This is a genomic window from Bradyrhizobium sp. BR 10261 (assembly GCF_019455395.1).
Classification (GTDB): domain Bacteria; phylum Pseudomonadota; class Alphaproteobacteria; order Rhizobiales; family Xanthobacteraceae; genus Bradyrhizobium; species Bradyrhizobium manausense.
In genome coordinates this window covers 1-17,035 of the sequence record NZ_JACOFQ010000032.1, presented here as the reverse complement: position 1 = coordinate 17,035, position 17,035 = coordinate 1, and the positions used below count along the sequence as shown (strand labels likewise).

At 63.6% G+C, this 17,035-nt stretch carries 14 protein-coding genes and 1 pseudogene; 5 read left to right on the top strand and 10 right to left on the bottom strand.

What is annotated here, in order from left to right; genetic code table 11:
- Positions 1-123: 123 nt before the first annotated feature.
- Positions 124-1,311 (top strand): alanine--glyoxylate aminotransferase family protein, encoded by a 1,188-nt coding sequence (locus HYH07_RS29475; RefSeq protein WP_220005751.1) that lies wholly within the window; start codon positions 124-126, stop codon positions 1,309-1,311.
- A 138-nt stretch (positions 1,312-1,449) separates the two neighbouring features.
- On the opposite strand, the gene HYH07_RS29470 is transcribed toward HYH07_RS29475, so the two are convergent.
- Both HYH07_RS29470 and HYH07_RS29465 read right to left on the bottom strand, forming a co-directional pair.
- Complete coding sequence (locus tag HYH07_RS29470) at positions 1,450-2,607, bottom strand: hypothetical protein (protein ID WP_220005750.1); 1,158 nt, start codon at positions 2,605-2,607, stop codon at positions 1,450-1,452.
- The gene (locus HYH07_RS29465; protein WP_220005749.1) at positions 2,607-4,043 is read right to left on the bottom strand and encodes an MBOAT family protein; all 1,437 of its coding nucleotides are present in this window, start codon (positions 4,041-4,043) and stop codon (positions 2,607-2,609) included. The genes HYH07_RS29470 and HYH07_RS29465 overlap by 1 nt, the downstream gene beginning before the upstream one ends.
- A gap of 139 nt (positions 4,044-4,182) precedes the next feature.
- Here HYH07_RS29465 and HYH07_RS29460 point away from each other — a divergent pair, with 139 nt between their 5' ends.
- Positions 4,183-6,288, top strand: a complete 2,106-nt coding sequence (locus tag HYH07_RS29460; RefSeq protein WP_220005748.1) for a S9 family peptidase — start codon at positions 4,183-4,185, stop codon at positions 6,286-6,288.
- A 159-nt stretch (positions 6,289-6,447) separates the two neighbouring features.
- Here the strand turns inward: HYH07_RS29460 and HYH07_RS29455 are convergent, their stop codons facing one another.
- Together HYH07_RS29455 and araD are read right to left on the bottom strand one after the other, a co-directional pair.
- Positions 6,448-7,167, bottom strand: coding sequence for a ribonuclease activity regulator RraA (locus HYH07_RS29455; protein WP_220005747.1), 720 nt, complete (start codon positions 7,165-7,167; stop codon positions 6,448-6,450).
- A 126-nt stretch (positions 7,168-7,293) separates the two neighbouring features.
- The gene (gene araD, locus HYH07_RS29450) at positions 7,294-9,033 is read right to left on the bottom strand and encodes an L-arabinonate dehydratase (RefSeq protein WP_220005745.1); all 1,740 of its coding nucleotides are present in this window, start codon (positions 9,031-9,033) and stop codon (positions 7,294-7,296) included.
- A 255-nt stretch (positions 9,034-9,288) separates the two neighbouring features.
- On the opposite strand from araD, the gene HYH07_RS29445 reads away from it, so the two are divergent.
- Both HYH07_RS29445 and HYH07_RS29440 read left to right on the top strand, forming a co-directional pair.
- Positions 9,289-9,708, top strand: coding sequence for a response regulator (locus HYH07_RS29445; RefSeq protein ID WP_220005744.1), 420 nt, complete (start codon positions 9,289-9,291; stop codon positions 9,706-9,708).
- Entirely contained in the window at positions 9,686-13,279 is a 3,594-nt protein-coding gene (locus HYH07_RS29440) for a PAS domain S-box protein (protein WP_220005743.1), read from the top strand. Before HYH07_RS29445 ends, HYH07_RS29440 begins: the two co-directional genes overlap by 23 nt.
- Positions 13,280-13,484: 205 nt before the next feature.
- Here HYH07_RS29440 and HYH07_RS29435 read toward each other — a convergent pair whose 3' ends face one another.
- On the bottom strand, positions 13,485-14,120 hold the full coding sequence (locus HYH07_RS29435) for a response regulator transcription factor (RefSeq protein ID WP_057748544.1): 636 nt from the start codon (positions 14,118-14,120) through the stop codon (positions 13,485-13,487).
- A 164-nt stretch (positions 14,121-14,284) separates the two neighbouring features.
- Between HYH07_RS29435 and HYH07_RS29430 the strand changes: the two genes are divergently transcribed.
- The gene (locus HYH07_RS29430; RefSeq protein ID WP_220005742.1) at positions 14,285-14,590 is read left to right on the top strand and encodes a hypothetical protein; all 306 of its coding nucleotides are present in this window, start codon (positions 14,285-14,287) and stop codon (positions 14,588-14,590) included.
- Positions 14,591-14,645: 55 nt separating this feature from the next.
- On the opposite strand, the gene HYH07_RS29425 is transcribed toward HYH07_RS29430, so the two are convergent.
- The 5 genes and pseudogenes from HYH07_RS29425 to HYH07_RS36440 all read right to left on the bottom strand — a co-directional run.
- Entirely contained in the window at positions 14,646-15,149 is a 504-nt protein-coding gene (locus tag HYH07_RS29425) for a response regulator (RefSeq protein ID WP_220005741.1), read from the bottom strand.
- Positions 15,150-15,291: 142 nt separating this feature from the next.
- Positions 15,292-15,609 carry a hypothetical protein gene (locus HYH07_RS29420; RefSeq protein WP_057748535.1) on the bottom strand — a complete coding sequence of 106 codons (318 nt, stop codon included), beginning with the start codon at positions 15,607-15,609 and terminating at the stop codon, positions 15,292-15,294.
- Positions 15,610-15,611: 2 nt separating this feature from the next.
- Complete coding sequence (locus HYH07_RS29415) at positions 15,612-16,493, bottom strand: protein-glutamate O-methyltransferase CheR (RefSeq protein WP_057748531.1); 882 nt, start codon at positions 16,491-16,493, stop codon at positions 15,612-15,614.
- A 34-nt stretch (positions 16,494-16,527) separates the two neighbouring features.
- Complete coding sequence (locus HYH07_RS29410; protein WP_220005740.1) at positions 16,528-16,917, bottom strand: PleD family two-component system response regulator; 390 nt, start codon at positions 16,915-16,917, stop codon at positions 16,528-16,530.
- A gap of 35 nt (positions 16,918-16,952) precedes the next feature.
- Positions 16,953-17,035: pseudogene (locus tag HYH07_RS36440) on the bottom strand (chemotaxis protein CheW); the annotation flags it as partial.

Here is a 17,035-nt window from a genome sequence, read left to right as displayed (position 1 = left end):
CATGCTCACAACAAAAAGCCGCCCCAGACCTGCGTTTTGCGTACTTTTCTCAAGGCCCCCGGCCGCGTAGAAGAACAAATCAGCGACCCACCAGACAGTCTTCATGACACAAGGAAGATAGCAATGACCGTTCGCGCGGGCCGGGAGTTTCTGGCCATCCCCGGACCCACCACGATGCCCGACGCGGTGCTGCAGGCGATGCATCGTCCGGCGATCGACATCTACTCCAGGGAGATGCTCGAGCTGACCGAAAGCCTGCTCCGCGACATCTCTGGTCTGTTCGCAACCAAGGGCAAGTCCTACATCTACATCGCCAACGGTCACGGCGCCTGGGAGGCCGCACTGAGCAACGTGCTGTCGCGAGGCGACAAGGTGCTGGTGCTGGAGAGCGGACGCTTTGCCATCGGCTGGGGCAATGCGGCAGCGCTGATGGGCGCCGAGGTCGAGGTGCTCAAGGGCGACTGGCGCCGCGCGGTGCGCCCGCACGAGGTCGAGGAGCGGCTGCGCCGCGACACCGAGCACAAGATCAAGGCTGTCGTCGTTGTCCAGATCGACACCGCCTCCGGCGTGCAGAACGACATCGAGGCGATCGGCAAGGCGATCAAGGCGGCCGGCCATCCGGCGCTGTACATGGTCGACACCGTGGCCTCGCTCGGCTGCATGCCGTTCGAGATGGACAAATGGGGCGTCGACGTCGCGATGTCCGGCTCGCAGAAGGGCCTGATGACGCCGCCCGGCCTCGGCTTCGTCGCTGCCAGCGCCCGCGCGCAGGAGGTCCACAAGAAGGCCAACATGTCCACGCCCTATTGGAGCTGGAGCGAGCGCGAGGGCACCGAGAACTACCGCAAATATGCCGGTACCGCACCGGTGCATTTGCTGTTCGCGCTGCGCAAGGCGATCGACATGCTGCACGAGGAAGGGCTGGAGAACGCCTTCCGTCGCCACGCCTTGCTCGGCGAAGCCGCGCGCCGCGCGGTCGGCGCATGGACGGAAGGCCAGGTGCTCGGTTTCAATGTTGCCGAACCGCATGAGCGCTCCAACACCGTGACGACGGTGACCATGACCACCGGCCACGACCCCGCGGTGTTGCAACGCTATTGCAAGGAGAAGTGCGGCGTCGTGCTCGGCACCGGCATCGGCGACCTCTCCGGCCAGGCCTTCCGCATCGCCCATATGGGCCATGTCAACGCGCCGATGCTGCTCGGCACGCTCGGGGTCATCGAGGTCGGGTTGAATGCGCTGAAGATCCCGCATGGCAAGGGCGGGCTCGAGGCCGCGGTGTCGTATCTTGGCGAGCAGGTGGGGGCGTAGGAGCAGGCGCAGCTACAAACTCAGTGTCGTCCCGGCGAAGGCCGGGGACCCGTACCGCGTGATCTATCGGTAAGGCGTGGTCGTAGTACCGCTGCCTAAACCTTTCTCTCCAAGTCTTCGCCAAACTCCTCCCTGTGGTTAAGGGTCCCGGATCTGCGCTTCGCTTGTCCGGGACGACATCGGAGTTTGTCGCTGGTACTGCGGCACACGATAGGCCTCCACCTGCGCCTTCAGCTCATCCAGCGACGTCAGCGGCTTGTTCGGATCGATGCGATATTCCCCGCTCGCCAGCCACGACAGCACCTTCGCATCCACCACCGGCGAATGGTGAATGACGTCGCCGTAATTGCTCAAATCGTGCGTCACCGCCTTGATCGCGCGGAAATCGTGCAGGCGCACATTTGGCAGCTGCGTCAGGCGCTGCGCGATCACCGCGGTGAGATCCAAGACGATCTTCAACGTCCCGGGCGAGGCATCGCGCATCGCGACGAATTGCAGGATGGAGTATGGCGGGAAATAGACGTCAAACGTCACGTCGGGATGACGCGTGATCAGGCCCACGGCATCCTGCTCGAAATGCCTGATCATGGCCTCATAGCCATAGCCCTCGCCGAGGAAACGGCTGCGCGAGGGTGCGGTGATGTAGGCGAAGGAAGCTAGCGCCTTACTCCCGTTGTAGTCATGCGCGATGTCGAAATCCTGCGGCAGCGCGTAGATGTCGTCGACATCTGATAGCCCGAACTTGACAGGCAGATAAGGTGCCGCCCGCGTCAGCGGCTGCTGTAACGGTGGGATCGACCGCAGCAGGGTGAACAGCGATTCCTTCGCCATCGCCGCGCTGAACAGATAGGACGCGATGCCTTTGGTCGTGCTGCGGTAGAGATCGACGGGGAGATATGGATCGGCCTCGATGTCGGCGGCATCGACGAAGATGAAATCATCCATCTCCCAGATCACGCGCCTGGCACCGCGGGCGATCGCCTGGTCCAGCACGAAGCTTTGCTGGCGCGAATTGGATCCGGTCATCGCCAGCTTCAGCGAATGCACGCCGAGCGCACGATCGATGTCGCTCTGGCGGAAATGGATGGCGAGCGAGGTGCCGATGAAGGCGGTGTCGAATGCCTGGCTGCGGATCAGCCCGGCGTTCTGCACGCGCGTGTCGTCGGAGTAGAAGGCCAGCCGCGAGGGGCGGAACAGTTGCAGGGGATCGACGAGATAGGTGAGCAATGCCGCGCCCAGCACGCAGGCGATGCTCGCGAGCAGAAGACGCCGTAAATGTGTGGACGGCATGCGCATCAGAACCGGAAATAGATGAATTCGCTGTGGCTCTGGATGCCCAGAATGCCGAAGGCCAGCACCAGCGATGCACCATAGAGCAGCAGCGGCCGCACGCGCCCCGCCCGCAACGCCTCGCCCACCCGACGGTTGCCGTGATCATAGCCCATGATGGCTTGCGTGTTCGGCGCCAGCCAGATCAGAGCGGCATAGATGGCAATCAGCACCATCGCCGCGACCTCGTCGCGGCCGAAGACGATATTCGAGGGATCGGCCATGGCGCGGAGCACGCGCAGCGCCCAGTCAATGCTCACGGCGCGGAAGAACACCCAGGCGATGACGACGGCCAGGAACGTCAGCACGGCGCCGGCTATGCGGGCCGGGCGCGCAAGGGCCGATGGGATGCCTGGCACCAGCGCGTTGAAGGCGTGATTGACGCAGAGATAGGCGCCGTGCAGCGCGCCCCACGCCACGAAGGTCCAGGCCGCACCGTGCCAGAGGCCGCCGAGCAGCATCGTGATCATCAAATTGACGTAGCGCAGCAGAGGGCCGCGCCTGTTGCCCCCGAGCGGGATGTAGAGGTAGTCGCGCAGGAATTGCGACAGCGTCATGTGCCAGCGGCGCCAGAACTCGACGATGCTGGCGGCCTTGTAGGGCGAGTTGAAATTCACCGGCAAGAAGATGCCGAACATCAGCGAGATGCCGATCGCCATGTCGGAATAGCCGGAGAAGTCGAAATAGAGCTGGAAGGTGTAAGCGAGCGCGCCAAGCCAGGCCTGGTCAAAGCTCGGCGAGCGCGCCTCGAAGGCGAGCGCGACCAGCGGCTGGATGCCGTCGGCAAGGCAGGTCTTCTTGAACAGGCCGATCGCGAAGACGATGATGCCGCACAGGATCAGATGCGCGTCGGGATGCTTGGTCTCCTTCCGCTCGAATTGCGGGATCATGTCCTTGTGGTGGAGGATCGGCCCCGCGATCAGATGCGGAAAGTAGGTCACGAACAACGCGTAATGCGGCAGCGCGCAGGCCGCGACGTGCCTGCGATAGGCGTCCACGAGGAACGCAATCTGCGTGAACGTGTAGAAGGAGATGCCGACAGGCAGCAGGATGTGGACCGCAAAATGCGTGCCGAGCAGTGCGTTGACGTTCTCGGTGGCGAAGCCGGCATATTTGAAGATGCCGAGCGCGAGGAGGTCGCCGGCAACGCCGAGAGTGACCGCGGCTCTTCGTTGCGAGGGGCCGAGCTTCGCCACGATGAGGAGATGGCCAATGCCGTAGTTGAAGGCGATCGAGAGCAGCAACAGGGCCACGAATTGCCAGTTGCCGATGGCATAGAAGGCCAGCGAGGCCAGCGCCAGCCAGATCACCGGAACAAGATTGCTGCGCCGCCCCAGCCAGAAATAACCGGCCAGCGCGATCGGCAGGAACAGCAGGATGAACGGGTAGGAGTTGAAAAGCATCAGGCTGAACCGGCGGCGGGATATTGAGCCTAAAGCATAGAAGGGACCGGTCAACAACCCGGCGCGGTGAAGCAGCGGCGCTGGCAATTGGTGAATTCAGGACGATATAAGGTGGAACACACTTCTCAATGAGGATCGAGTGACCCAGGCCAAGACAGCTTCCCAGCCCCCCGTCGCCCCGCGCCGGCCGCATTCCTTCACCCGGCACGGCATCACCGTGAGCGACGACTATGCCTGGCTGAAGGACGCGAAATGGCAGGAGGTGCTGCGTGACCCCAGCGTGCTCGATCCTGACATCCGCAAATATCTCGACGAGGAGAACGGCTACACCGAGAGCCTGCTCGGCCATACCGCACCTTTGCAGAAGACGCTGGTGCGCGAGATGCGCGGGCGGATCAAGGAGGACGATTCCAGCGTGCCGTCGCCGGACGGGCCGTTCGCCTATTTCCGCAGGTTTCGCGAAGGCGGGCAGCACGAGCTGTTCGGCCGCATGCCGCGCGATGGCGGCATTGAGCACATCGTGCTCGACGGCGACGACCTGGCAAAAGGCCACAAATATTTCAAGTTCGGCGGCAGCCGCCATTCCAACGATCACAAGCTGCAGGCCTGGAGCGCCGACACCAAGGGCTCGGAATATTTTTCGATCCGCGTCCGTGACTGGGCGACGGGGAAGGATCTCGACGATGTCGTCGAGGAGACCGACGGCGGCGTGGTCTGGGCCTCGGACTGCAAGAGCTTCTTCTATGTGAAGCTCGACGACAATCACCGGCCGATGCAGGTGTGGCGCCACAGGCTCGGCACCACGCAGTCCGACGACACGCTCGTCTATGAAGAACAGGATGCCGGCTGGTTCACCCATCTGCACGAGAGCACCAGCGGCCGCTTCTGCGTGATTGCCGGTGGCGACCACGAGACGTCGGAGCAGCGGCTGATCGATCTCGCCAACCCCGAGGCGCCGCCGCGCCTGGTCGCGGCGCGCGAAGAGGGCGTGCAATATTCGCTCGCCGATCGCGGCGACGAGCTCTTCATCCTGACCAATGCGGATGATGCCATCGATTTCAAGATCGTGACGGCGCCGCTTGGCTCGCCCGATCGCAAGAACTGGCGCGACCTCATCCCGTATCGCCCCGGCATCTACATCATCGACATCGATCTCTATGCCGGCCATCTGGTGCGGCTGGAGCGCGCCAACGCACTGCCGTCGATCGTGATCCGCGATCTCGCCACCAGGCAGGAGCACGCGATCGCCTTCGACGAGGCCGCCTATTCGCTCGACACGATGGGTTCCTACGAATTCGACACCACGAATTTGCGTTTTGCCTATTCATCGATGACGACGCCGTCGGAGGTCTACGACTACGACATGGCCAGGCGGACGCGCGTGCTTCGCAAGCGTCAGGAAATTCCGTCAGGCCATGTTGCTGCCGACTACGTCACCACGCGCATCGTGGCGAAGGCGCATGACGGCGCTGAAGTACCGGTCTCGATCCTCCATCGCCGCGGGCTCAAGCTCGACGGTACGGCGCCGCTGCTGCTCTACGGCTACGGCTCCTACGGCATGGCGATGCCGGCCTCGTTCAACGCCAACCGCCTCTCGCTGGTCGATCGCGGCTTTGTCTATGCCATCGCGCATATCCGCGGCGGCGCCGACAAGGGCTGGGGCTGGTATCTCGACGGCAAGCGCGAGAAGAAAACCAATTCGTTCGACGATTTCGCCGCCAGCGCCGGCGCGCTGATCGATGCGAAATACACCAGCGCCAAGCGCATTGTCGGCCATGGCGGTTCGGCGGGCGGCATGCTGATGGGCGCGGTCGCCAACCGCGCCGGCGAATTGTTCGCGGGTATCGTCGCGGAAGTGCCGTTCGTCGACGTGCTCAACACCATGCTCGACGACACGCTGCCGCTGACGCCGCCGGAATGGCCCGAGTGGGGCAACCCGATCGAGAGCGAAAAGGATTTCCGCACCATCCTGTCCTATTCGCCCTACGACAACGTCGCGGCGCGGGAGTATCCGGCGATTTTGGCGATGGGCGGATTGACCGATCCGCGCGTCACCTATTGGGAGCCCGCCAAATGGATCGCGCGCTTGCGCGCCACCATGACCGGCGGCGGCCCGGTGCTCTTGCGCACCAACATGGGCGCCGGCCATGGCGGCGCATCAGGCCGGTTTGACCGGCTCGATGAAGTCGCGATCGTCTATGCGTTCGCGCTGTGGGCGACGGGAATGGCGGAGGCCGGGGTGTAGCGATGGCCGCAGCCTTGTAGGGTGGGCAAAGGCGCGTAGCGCCGTGCCCACCATCTCTAAATAATTGAGGCGAGGTGGGCACGCTTCGCTTTGCCCACCCTACGGCAGCTCAGATTGCGGGGCTTCGCCTCTTCCTGAGCGCGAGGAGAGGCGAAGAAATCAGCGACCGTTCTTCTTCCGCCATGCCGCGAAATCGGTCAGCGTCTGGGGATCGGTCGCGGGATAGAGGCCGAAAATGCCGCGGCCCTTGCCGACCTCCTCGGTGACGAAATCCTCGAACGCGGTCATCTCGAAGGTTTCGTTGGCGATCTCGTCGGCGAGATGCGCGGGGATCACGATGACGCCATCGGCATCGCCGAGGATGACGTCGCCGGGAAATACCGGCGCGTCGCCGCAGCCGATGGGAACGTTGATCTCGATCGCCTGGTGCAGCGTCAGATTGGTCGGCGCCGAGGGGCGATGGTGATAGGCGGGGATGCCGAGTTTTGCAATTTCGGCGGAATCGCGAAAGCCGCCATCAGTGACGACGCCAGCGACGCCGCGCTTCATCAAGCGCGTCAGCAGGATCGCGCCGGCCGAGACCGCCCGCGCATCCTTGCGGCTGTCCATCACCAGCACGGCGCCCGGCGGGCAATCCTCGACCGCCTTGCGCTGCGGATGGGAGCGATCCTTGAACACCTCGATGGTATTGAGGTCCTCGCGCGCCGGCATGTAGCGCAGCGTGAAGGCCTCACCGACCATGGTCGGCTTGTCAGGGCCGACGGGATGTACGTCCTGGATCATCTGGATGCGCAGGCCGCGCTTGAACAGCGCGGTGGCGACGGTGGCGGTGGAGACGGATTTGAGCTTGTTGCGGGTGGCTTCGGACAGTTTGGACATAAGGACACTCTCTGTTGTCATTCCGGGGCGCGCGTAGCGCGAACCCGGAATCCATCGAGCGGCACAGACCGCGGTACGATGGATTCCGGGCTCATCGCTTCGCGATGCCCCGGAATGACGGGGTCATCAATAAATCGACGGCTCGCCGACCGGCGCGCCGAAATCGGTCTCGAGGAAGTCGAAGTCGCAGCCCTCATTGGCCTGCTTGATGTGCTTGGTGAAAATCCAGCCATAGCCGCGCTCGAAGCGGCGCTCGGGCTGCTTCCAGGCAGCGCGGCGCTTGTCGAGCTCGGCCTCAGGTACATCGAGATTGATGGTGCGCGCGGCGACGTCGAGCGTGATGCGGTCGCCGTTCTGCACCAGCGCCAGCGGGCCGCCGATATAGGATTCCGGCGAGACGTGCAGGATGCAGGCGCCATAGCTGGTGCCGCTCATGCGCGCATCCGAGATGCGCACCATGTCGCGCACGCCCTGCTTCACCAGCCTGGTCGGGATCGGCAGCATGCCCCATTCCGGCATGCCCGGCCCGCCTTGCGGCCCCGCATTGCGCAGGATCAGGATGTGATCTTCGGTCACGTCGAGATTGGGATCGTCGACCGCCGTCTTCATCGCGGGATAATCGTCGAACACCAGCGCCGGGCCCGTATGCTTGAGGAAGCGCGGCGCGCAGGCGCTCGGCTTGATGACGCAGCCATCGGGCGCGAGATTGCCCTTGAGCACCGCAAGCGCGCCCTCCTGGTAGATGGGATTGGCGACCGAGCGGATCACGTCGGCATTGTGCACCTCGGCACCGTCGATGTTCTCGCCCAGGGTCTTGCCGGTGACCGTGATGCAATCGAGATGCAGATGCTGCTTGATCTGGCCCATCAACGCCGGCAAGCCGCCGGCATAGAAGAAATCTTCCATCAGATAGGTATCGCCACTCGGGCGGACATTGGCGATGACTGGCACCTTGCGACTCGCGATCTCGAAATCGTCGAGGCCGATATCCTGGCCGGCGCGGCGGGCCTGGGCGATCAGATGGATGATCGCGTTGGTCGAGCAGCCCATCGCCATCGCCACCGCAATGGCGTTCTCGAACGCCTTGCGGGTCTGGATTGCCTTCGGCGTCAGGTCCTCCCACACCATCTCGACGATGCGGCGGCCGCATTCAGAGGCCATCCGGATATGGTTGGCATCGGCCGCCGGAATCGAGGAGGCGCCCGGCAGCGTCATGCCGATCGCTTCGGCAATCGCGGTCATGGTCGAGGCTGTGCCCATTGTCATGCAGGTGCCGTAGCTGCGGGCGATGCCGGCTTCGATGTCGAGCCAGTCCTTGTCGGAGATCTTTCCGGCACGCCGTTCGTCCCAATATTTCCAGCCGTCGGAGCCGGAGCCGAGCGTCTTGCCCTTCCAGTTGCCGCGCAGCATCGGGCCGGCCGGCAAGTAGATCGCCGGGATGTTCATCGAGGTCGCGCCCAGCAGCAGTGCCGGCGTGGTCTTGTCACAGCCGCCCATCAGCACCACGCCATCGACCGGATGGCTGCGCAGCAGCTCCTCCGCTTCCATCGCCAGCAGATTGCGATACAGCATGGTGGTCGGCTTCAGCAGCGATTCCGACAGCGACAGCGCCGGCAATTCCACTGGCAGGCCGCCGGCCATGAGGATGCCGCGCTTGACGTCGTCGACGCGCGACTTGAAGTGCATGTGGCAGGGCTGCGCCTCCGACCAGGTGTTGATGATCGCGATGCACGGCCGATCCTTCCACTCCTCCGGGGCGTAGCCCATCTGCATGGCGCGGGAACGGTGACCGAACGAGCGAAGGTCGTCAGGTGCGAACCAGCGCGCGCTGCGGAGCTGGTCGGGTGTTTTCTTCTTGTTACTCACTTGCCTTCTCCGTCAGGGAATCCGCCCCGCTCTTCTCATGGGATGTTCACGACCCGCAAGGCACGGGACAACCGGTTTTTACCTGATATGCACGCAAACGTGCTTAGATCCAAGGTGCGCCGCAATATTGGGCGGCTGATCTCGACGAAGCCCCGAAGTGCTTGCAGGCAGATGGGAATCCGCGCAACAATTTCGCAATTGGAGCTTGGTCGGGGTCGTAGGAGGCATCCGATCCGACCCCCGGAGGGTTTCAGAGTGGCCAACATCCTGATCGTGGATGACGATCCGGCGGCTCAGCTGACAATCCGGCTGCTGTTGGAGCGGGCCGGCCACCATGTGACCGTCGCCGGCGACGGCCGCAAGGGGCTCGCTTTGTTCGAGATCAACGCGTTCGACCTGTTGTTCCTCGACATCTACATGCCGGGCATGGACGGGCTGGAGACGATGCGCCACGTCCGGGCCCTGAGACCTGCCATTCCGATCATCGTCATTTCCGGCCGCTCGATCACACCTGACTCCTATGCCGAGCCGGATTTCCTGAAGATGGCGACCAAGCTTGGCGCCGTCGCGAGTCTGCAGAAGCCGTTCCGGGCCGACGCGCTGCTGGCAGCGGTCGACAATTGCCTGAAGGCGGGCGAGTCGGAGGGGCCCGATGTCAATGCCAGCCGCCGGTGATAGGAGCATCTCCGCCGCTAAGAGCCAGAACAGGCGCGATCGTTCAGGGAGTCCCGTAGGAATTCCCATGACGCTCGCAACACGACTGGCCGTGGCGATGATTCTGCTGGTGGCGGTTACGGTGGCGGCGGTCGGTTGGCTGGGCTACCGCAACATCACCCAGGCCGTCATTCCCCGCGTCCTGGAGCGCGTCGAAGCGCAGTCGCGCCTGCTCGCCAATAATCTTGAATCCTACGTTGCCGGAGCCCGCGGCGATTTGGTCGGCTACCGCTCCGCCGCGGCTATCAACGGTCTGATCCGTGCTCACGCCGGTGGGGGAATTGACCCTGATGACGGCGTGTCCGAACAAACCTGGCGCGATCGCATCGCGACACGGCTCGCAGCCGAAATCGAGGCCAAACCCAGCTACGCGCAGTTTCGAATCATCGGTCTTGACGACGATCAGCGTGAGCTGGTTCGCGTCGATCGCTCCGGCCCGAACGGAACGGCGCGGATCATCCCCAACAGCGAGTTGGAGCGCAAGAGCGAGCGAGCCTACTTTCAGGAAACGATCCGGCTCGCGCCGGGCGAGATTTATGTTTCGCCAATCGAGCTGGCGACCCACCGCGGCGGCACCACAGACTTGCACACGCCAACTCTCCGGGTCGGGACGCCGCTGTTCACACCCGACGGCAAGCCGTTCGGCATCATCATCGCCAATATCGACATGCGTCCGCCGCTCGACCGCATCCGCTCGACAACGAGCTCAGGCGGGGAGATTTACGTCGTGGACGCGCGCGGCGACTATCTCGTTCATCCCGATCGCGCACGAGAATTCGGTTCATTGCGTGGCCACCCTGCCAACTGGCGCGATGACTTTCCCTATTTTGCAGCCTTGGCCGGCACGCGGGATGTGTCGACGCAGCTCAGCACCGATGCGGCCGGCCGGCCGAGTGGCGCGGCAATAGCGCCGGCGCTGCTCGCGAATGCGGATTGGGTTGGGATCATCGAGACGATTCCTCCGGCGGTCTTCGGCCGCGTGCCGGCCGCGATTCAAAAAACGTCCTTGCTGGTCGGCATGCTTGCGGTCTTCGCCGCAGCTTTACTCGCAGTGCTGCTCGCACGCTCATTGACGCGCCCGATCACCCGCCTGACGAGGGCCGTGGAGGCTATCGGCAACGGACAGCCAGCGGACATTCCGGTCGACGCGAGCGGCGAGACCGGCGCGCTGGCGCGGGCTTTTGCCCGGATGGTCGAGGAAACGCGCGCGAAAGCAGCCGCTCTCGAACGCGAGGTCCAGGAGCATCGCCGCACCGAGGCCGCACGAAGTCATCATGCGACGCGCGAGCTCTTGTTCAGCGCCGCCGTGGAATCGTCCGACGATGCGATCGTGATGCAATCGCTCGGTGCCATCATCACCGGCTGGAATCCCGCCGCCGAACGGCTCTATGGATATTCCGCCAGTGAAGCGATCGGGAAGTCCACCTCGATCATTGTCCCGCCCGATCGCCGCGAGCAGGGCAAGGACTATCTGGCGCGGATCTCGAGGGGCGAGACGGTCGAACGCTTCGAGACGGTCCGGCTGCGCAAGGACGGCACCCCGGTCGAGATATCGCTCGGCCTGTCGCCGATCAGGGCGCCCTCGGGCGAGATCATCGGCGCCTCCGGATCCGCGCGCAGTCTGACCGAAGCGCGGCGGGCGGAGCGGGCACTGCAGCAGCAGCTGGAGGAGCGGCGGCAGCTGTTCGACACCTCGCAGGATCTGATCATGATCATAAACTCGCGCGGCCATATCGCGCAGATCAGCCCAAGCAGCGAGACCATCCTCGGCTATCGCCCCGAGGAGATGATCGGACGCAGCGGTGAGGATTTCATCCATCCCGCCCATCTCGAGCGATCCCGCGAGGAGATGCGCGAGCTTCGGCGCGGCGGTCATCCGAAGATCGCCGACACGCGCTGCTTCCACAAGAACGGCCGCGAGGTCTGGCTGTCCTGGCTCGGCAACTGGTCGGACCAGGCCAAGCGCTTTTTCTTCGTCGGACGCGACATGACCGAGGCAAGGCTGGCAGCAGAATCCCTGCGCGACAGCGAGCAGCTTGCCCGCAATATCGTCGAGACCGCGATCGACGCTTTCACCCAGACAGACCAGAACGGTACCATCCTGATCTGGAACTCGCAGGCCGAGAAGCTCTTCGGCTGGCCGCGTGAAGAGGCGATCGGCAAGAATGCACTCGATCTCTTTATCGCCCCGAGCGAGCGGGAAGACATCCTGGCCAGAGTCCAGCTCTTTCTTGACTCCGAGGAACAAACGCTAAGCCCCCGGCGCGAACTCCTCGTGCGGCGCCGCGACGGCAAGGAGTTCACGGCCGAGCTGAGCGCCACGGCGGTCCGGCAGCGCGAAGGTGTCTTTTTCAATTCGTTTTACCGCGATCTCACCGAGAAGATCGCCGCGGAGGAGCGGGTTCGCCATGCCGAGAAGATGGAGGCGGTCGGCCAGCTCACCGGCGGCGTGGCGCACGATTTCAACAACATCCTCACCGTCATCACCGGCACGATCGAGATCCTGGCCGACGCGGTGGCCAAGGATGCGGGGCTTGCCGCGATCACGAAGATGATTGACGAAGCTGCCGGGCGCGGCGCCGAGCTGACCCAGCACCTGCTCGCCTTTGCCCGCAAGCAGCCGCTGCAGCCGCGCGAGATCGACATCAATTCGCTGATCATCGACACCGCAAAGCTGTTGCGGCCGACGCTGGGCGAGCAGATCCAGATCGAATCGGTGTTCGAGGACGAGAGCTGCGTCGCAATCGTCGATCCGAACCAGCTCACCACGGCCATCCTCAATCTCGCGCTCAACGCGCGTGACGCGATGCCCGGTGGGGGCAAGCTGATCGTGGAGACAGGCGCCGCCTATCTCGACGAGGCCTATGCCAGCGCCAATGATGCCTCGCCCGGTCACTACGTGCTGATCGCGGTGAGCGATACCGGCACCGGCATTCCGTCCCACATGCTGGCGCGCGTATTTGACCCCTTCTTCACCTCGAAGGGGCCGGGCAGGGGCACCGGCCTCGGCCTCTCCATGGTCTACGGCTTCATCAAGCAGTCCGCGGGCCACATCAAGATCTACAGCGAGGAAGGCCACGGCACGACGATCAAGATGTACCTGCCGCCGGGCAAGACACCTGCGGTGGTTGCCGAGGGCGTGACTCCGGTTACGATCGAGGGCGGGCACGAGACCATCCTGGTGGTCGAGGACGACCGCCTGGTTCGCGACTATGTGCTGGCCCAATTGCATTCGCTGGGCTACGTCACCCTGCAGGCCGCCAATGCCGCCGAGGCTCTCGCGATCGTTGCCAGCGACACACCGTTCGATCTGCTGTTCACCGACGTGATCATGCCCGGTAACATGAACGGACGGCAGCTTGCCGACGAGGTGCTGAAGACGCGGCCCGATCTCAAGGTGGTTTACACGTCAGGCTACACCGAGAACGCGATCATCCATCACGGCCGGCTGGATTCGGGTGTGCTGCTGCTAGCCAAACCCTATCGCAAATCCGACCTGGCGCGGATCATCCGCAGGGCGCTGAGCGGCTGAGGCGACTGTCCGTAGCCCGGATGGAGCGCAGCGAAATCGAGAACAGTGTTGCGGCTAGCACGAGCCTGAACTTAGCGGGGTCGCGAGCTCTCGTAGGGTGGGCAAAGGCGCACTTGCGCCGTGCCCACGATCTCTTGCTACATCACGTAAAATTCGTGGGCACGCTTCAAGTCGCTTTGCCCACCCTACGGCATCTCACATAACGCTACGACGCGCGCTGGGCTGCGGTCATCACGATGCGGATCAGGTCGGCGGCATTGCGGGCGCCGAGCTTCTTCATGATGTTGGCGCGGTGATCCTCGATGGTGCGCGGGCTGATGCCGAGCGTGCGGCCGGCTTCCTTGTTGGACGCACCGGCGGCGAATTGCTCGAGCACCTCGCGCTCCCTGCGGGTCAGCGGCTCGCGGCCGGGGAAATGCAGTGAGCCGAATTTCGGCGAGGCGTTCTCTGCCTGCCTGCGTGCATAAGCACCGATCGCCTCATCCAGCCGGCCGACGATCTCGCTGCCTCGGAACGGCTTCTCGATGAAGTCCAGCGCGCCGCTCTTGATCGCGCCCACCGCCATCGCGATGTCGCCCTGCCCGGAGATCATGAAGATCGGCGCCGGATAGTCCTCGCCGTGCAGCTCCTTCAGAATGTCGAGGCCCGACTTTCCGGGAATGTGCACGTCGAGCAGGATCGCAGCCGGTGTCCGGTTTCGCGCGACGGACAGCAGGGCCGCACCGTCCGCAAAACAGATCACCTCATAGCCCGCCGCCTTCAACACCATCGACAAAGTGTCGCGAACAGCAGGGTCGTCATCGACCACGAAGATCTCACCACGGGAGGTTTGTTCGACCATGTGCCATGTCCATTCGCCAAGCCACGCCGACATTAAAGGACTCGCGTCCGCGCCTGATGTTTACGGCTTTCGGCGCAGATTCAGCCCACCCGCATTTGTACGGGACATGAACTTAACGCACAAGTAGCGCTGAGGTGCCTTATTGCGGGTGACGGAGAATATCCATGCTAAAATACGCCGGCACACCCCCGCTCGCCGCAATGGCTGAAACGGACAGCCGTCAGTTGATCGCGGCTGAACTTCGCTCTCTGATCGCGCGCATCGAGATCGGCATGCGCCTGATCGACGCCGCCATGTCCTCGGAAGATATGGAGCCGGAGGACGATAGCGCCGATTTGGGTTCCAGCGAGATCGTCGTGCTCGACGATGTGACGCCCCGTTTTGCCAGGGCGAGCGCCGCCCTCAATGCGTGCCGGGCGGAGCTCGGTCACGCCTTGGAATTGCTGCCGGAATCCGGCAATCCTGCCTAGATGGCAGTCAGAGCGGCCGATTTGCCGCAGCCGACTGCATGGCAGCTTCGCGCCTCTAGGCGCGGTGCCGTTCCACGATTGCGTCGGTCGCAACGCCGCCCCAGGTATGGATCGTCGGCAGCCCCATCGCGGTCTTGCCGAGATTGGCCAGGCTGATGCGTAGTGCGGCAAGATCGAGCGGCTTCGGCAGGCCCTGAAGCTCGATCCCCACGGAACGGGCGAGGCTGCGGGCGGCGCTGCGGCGCTTGCCGTCCATGCCGCTGATCATGATCACCGAGCCGGTGAATTTGGCTGCCGCCATCTCGCGCAGCACGTCGACGCCGTCACCATCCTCCAGCACGAGGTCGAGCGTCACGCAGTCGAAGCGCGCGGCACGCAGCTTTTCGATGGCTTCCGCAACCGACGGCGCAACGGACACTTCATGGCCGGCCTGCTTGGCGGCGACCGTGATCAGACTGCGCTGCGTGGCGTCGTCATCGACCACCAGGAGCTGAAGCGCGCGCCGCTCGGCGACGTCGGGCAGGTTTGACGGGATGGGGGAGAGGGAGCTTCTTGGCATGGCCGGACCCTGAAATTGCGACCTGTGATGGATACAGGGACCGCGCTTAAACGACGTAAAGCCGGGACGGCGAATTCGGTCGGATGTTTTCAGAAAATGTGAAGCAACACGTCAGGAAAGGGCAGCAGGGAGCGCGTGGCGATCACGCCACTGCGTCATGGCCGTTGGCCGCGCCGCGCTTCTTGCGGTTCTTGCCGCGCAGAAACTGGATGTCCATCTCGGCGCCGTTGACGCGCACCAGCTCGCAGCGACGGTAGGCAAGGCCGGTCGACGACAGCAGCAGGAAGAACTCCTTCAGATTCAATCCCTGGATCGAGCCTTCAACCGTGAGGATGGCATCGGTGTCGGAAATTGCATTGAGCGTACAGTCGCGCCGCCACGTGCCGTCGATGGCCATGATGCAGACATCATAACCACGACTGAATGTGACGCGCTCTACGCCCTTGCCATCCTCGGCCATGCCTATCGTCCTGCCATTGCCGCCACGCGCGGCGCTGCGACACCGTCGACCGCCGGCTTTGCCGCAGCAGTGCGCGGATCGTTCGGCCGGTAGAGGCCGCGGCGATCGGCGAGCGGCCTGAACGTATCAGTCAAACCGACCACGGTCTCCGCCGCGCCGAGCACCAGGAAGCCGTCGGGCTCGATCTGTCGGGCAAGGCGGTTGAAGATGTTGATCTTGGTTTCCTGATCGAAATAGATCAGGACGTTGCGGCAGAAGATGACGTCGAACGTGCCGAGGTGAGAGAAATCCTGCAGCAGATTGAGCTGGCGGTGCTGGATCATCGCCCGCAGCTCGGGATTGATCTGCCAGGTCTCGCCGGTCTGCTTGAAATGTTTCATCAGCATCTGGATCGGCAGGCCGCGCTGCACCTCGAACTGGCTGTAGACGCCGGCTTTGGCCTTCTCCAGCACCTCCTGCGAGAGGTCGGTCGCGATGATCTCGACACGCCAGCCGGTCAGCGCCGCGCCCATTTCCTTCAGGGTCATGGCGAGCGAATAAGGCTCCTGCCCGGTCGAGCCTGCGGCGCACCAGATCCGCACGCTGCGGCGAGCCGCGCGGGCTTTGAGAACCTCGGGCATGATGGTGTCGCGGAAATGGTCGAACGGGACCTTGTCGCGAAAGAAGAAGGTCTCGTTCGTGGTCATGGCTTCGACCACGCTTGTGATCAGCGCGCTCGAGCCGCCTTGCAGCTTCTGCACGAGCTCGGGGATACCGGACAGGCCCGCCTTGCGCGCCAGCGGCAACAGGCGGCTTTCGAGCAGATATTGCTTGTCCGCGGACAGGTCGAGGCCGGAGCGCTCTTTCAGCAGCTTACGCAGATACTCGTAGTCGGGCGAGTTCACAGGATACCTCTTGACGCTACTAACCAGTGGAATTTCAGGCTGCCGTTTCTTCTTCGCGCGCGACCAGTCCGACCTCCTGGAACTTCGCCAACACGATGTCCTTGTCGAACGGCTTCATGATGTATTCGTTGGCGCCGCCGCCCATCGCCTTGGTGATGTGGTCGATGCCGTTCTCGGTGGTGCAGAACACAACCTTGGGGTCCTCGCCGCCGGGCATGCGGCGCAGCGTGCCCAGGAACTGGAAGCCGTCCATGACGGGCATATTCCAGTCCAGCAGGACGGCTTCCGGCATGGCCTTCTTGCAATGGACCAGCGCCTCGACGCCGTCTTCCGCTTCGATGACATGGAAGCCCAGCGCCTCGACGATGCGGCGCGCGACCTTGCGCACGATGCTGGAATCGTCAACCACCAAACAGGTCTTCATCTTGGATCTCCGGCTCAAATCTCTCTCGTGAAAGTTCAGGCAGCCATTTGCACTTTGGTTTCGAGCTCGAGGACGCGATCGACGTCGAGGACGACCATGAGCTGACCGTCGAGACGGT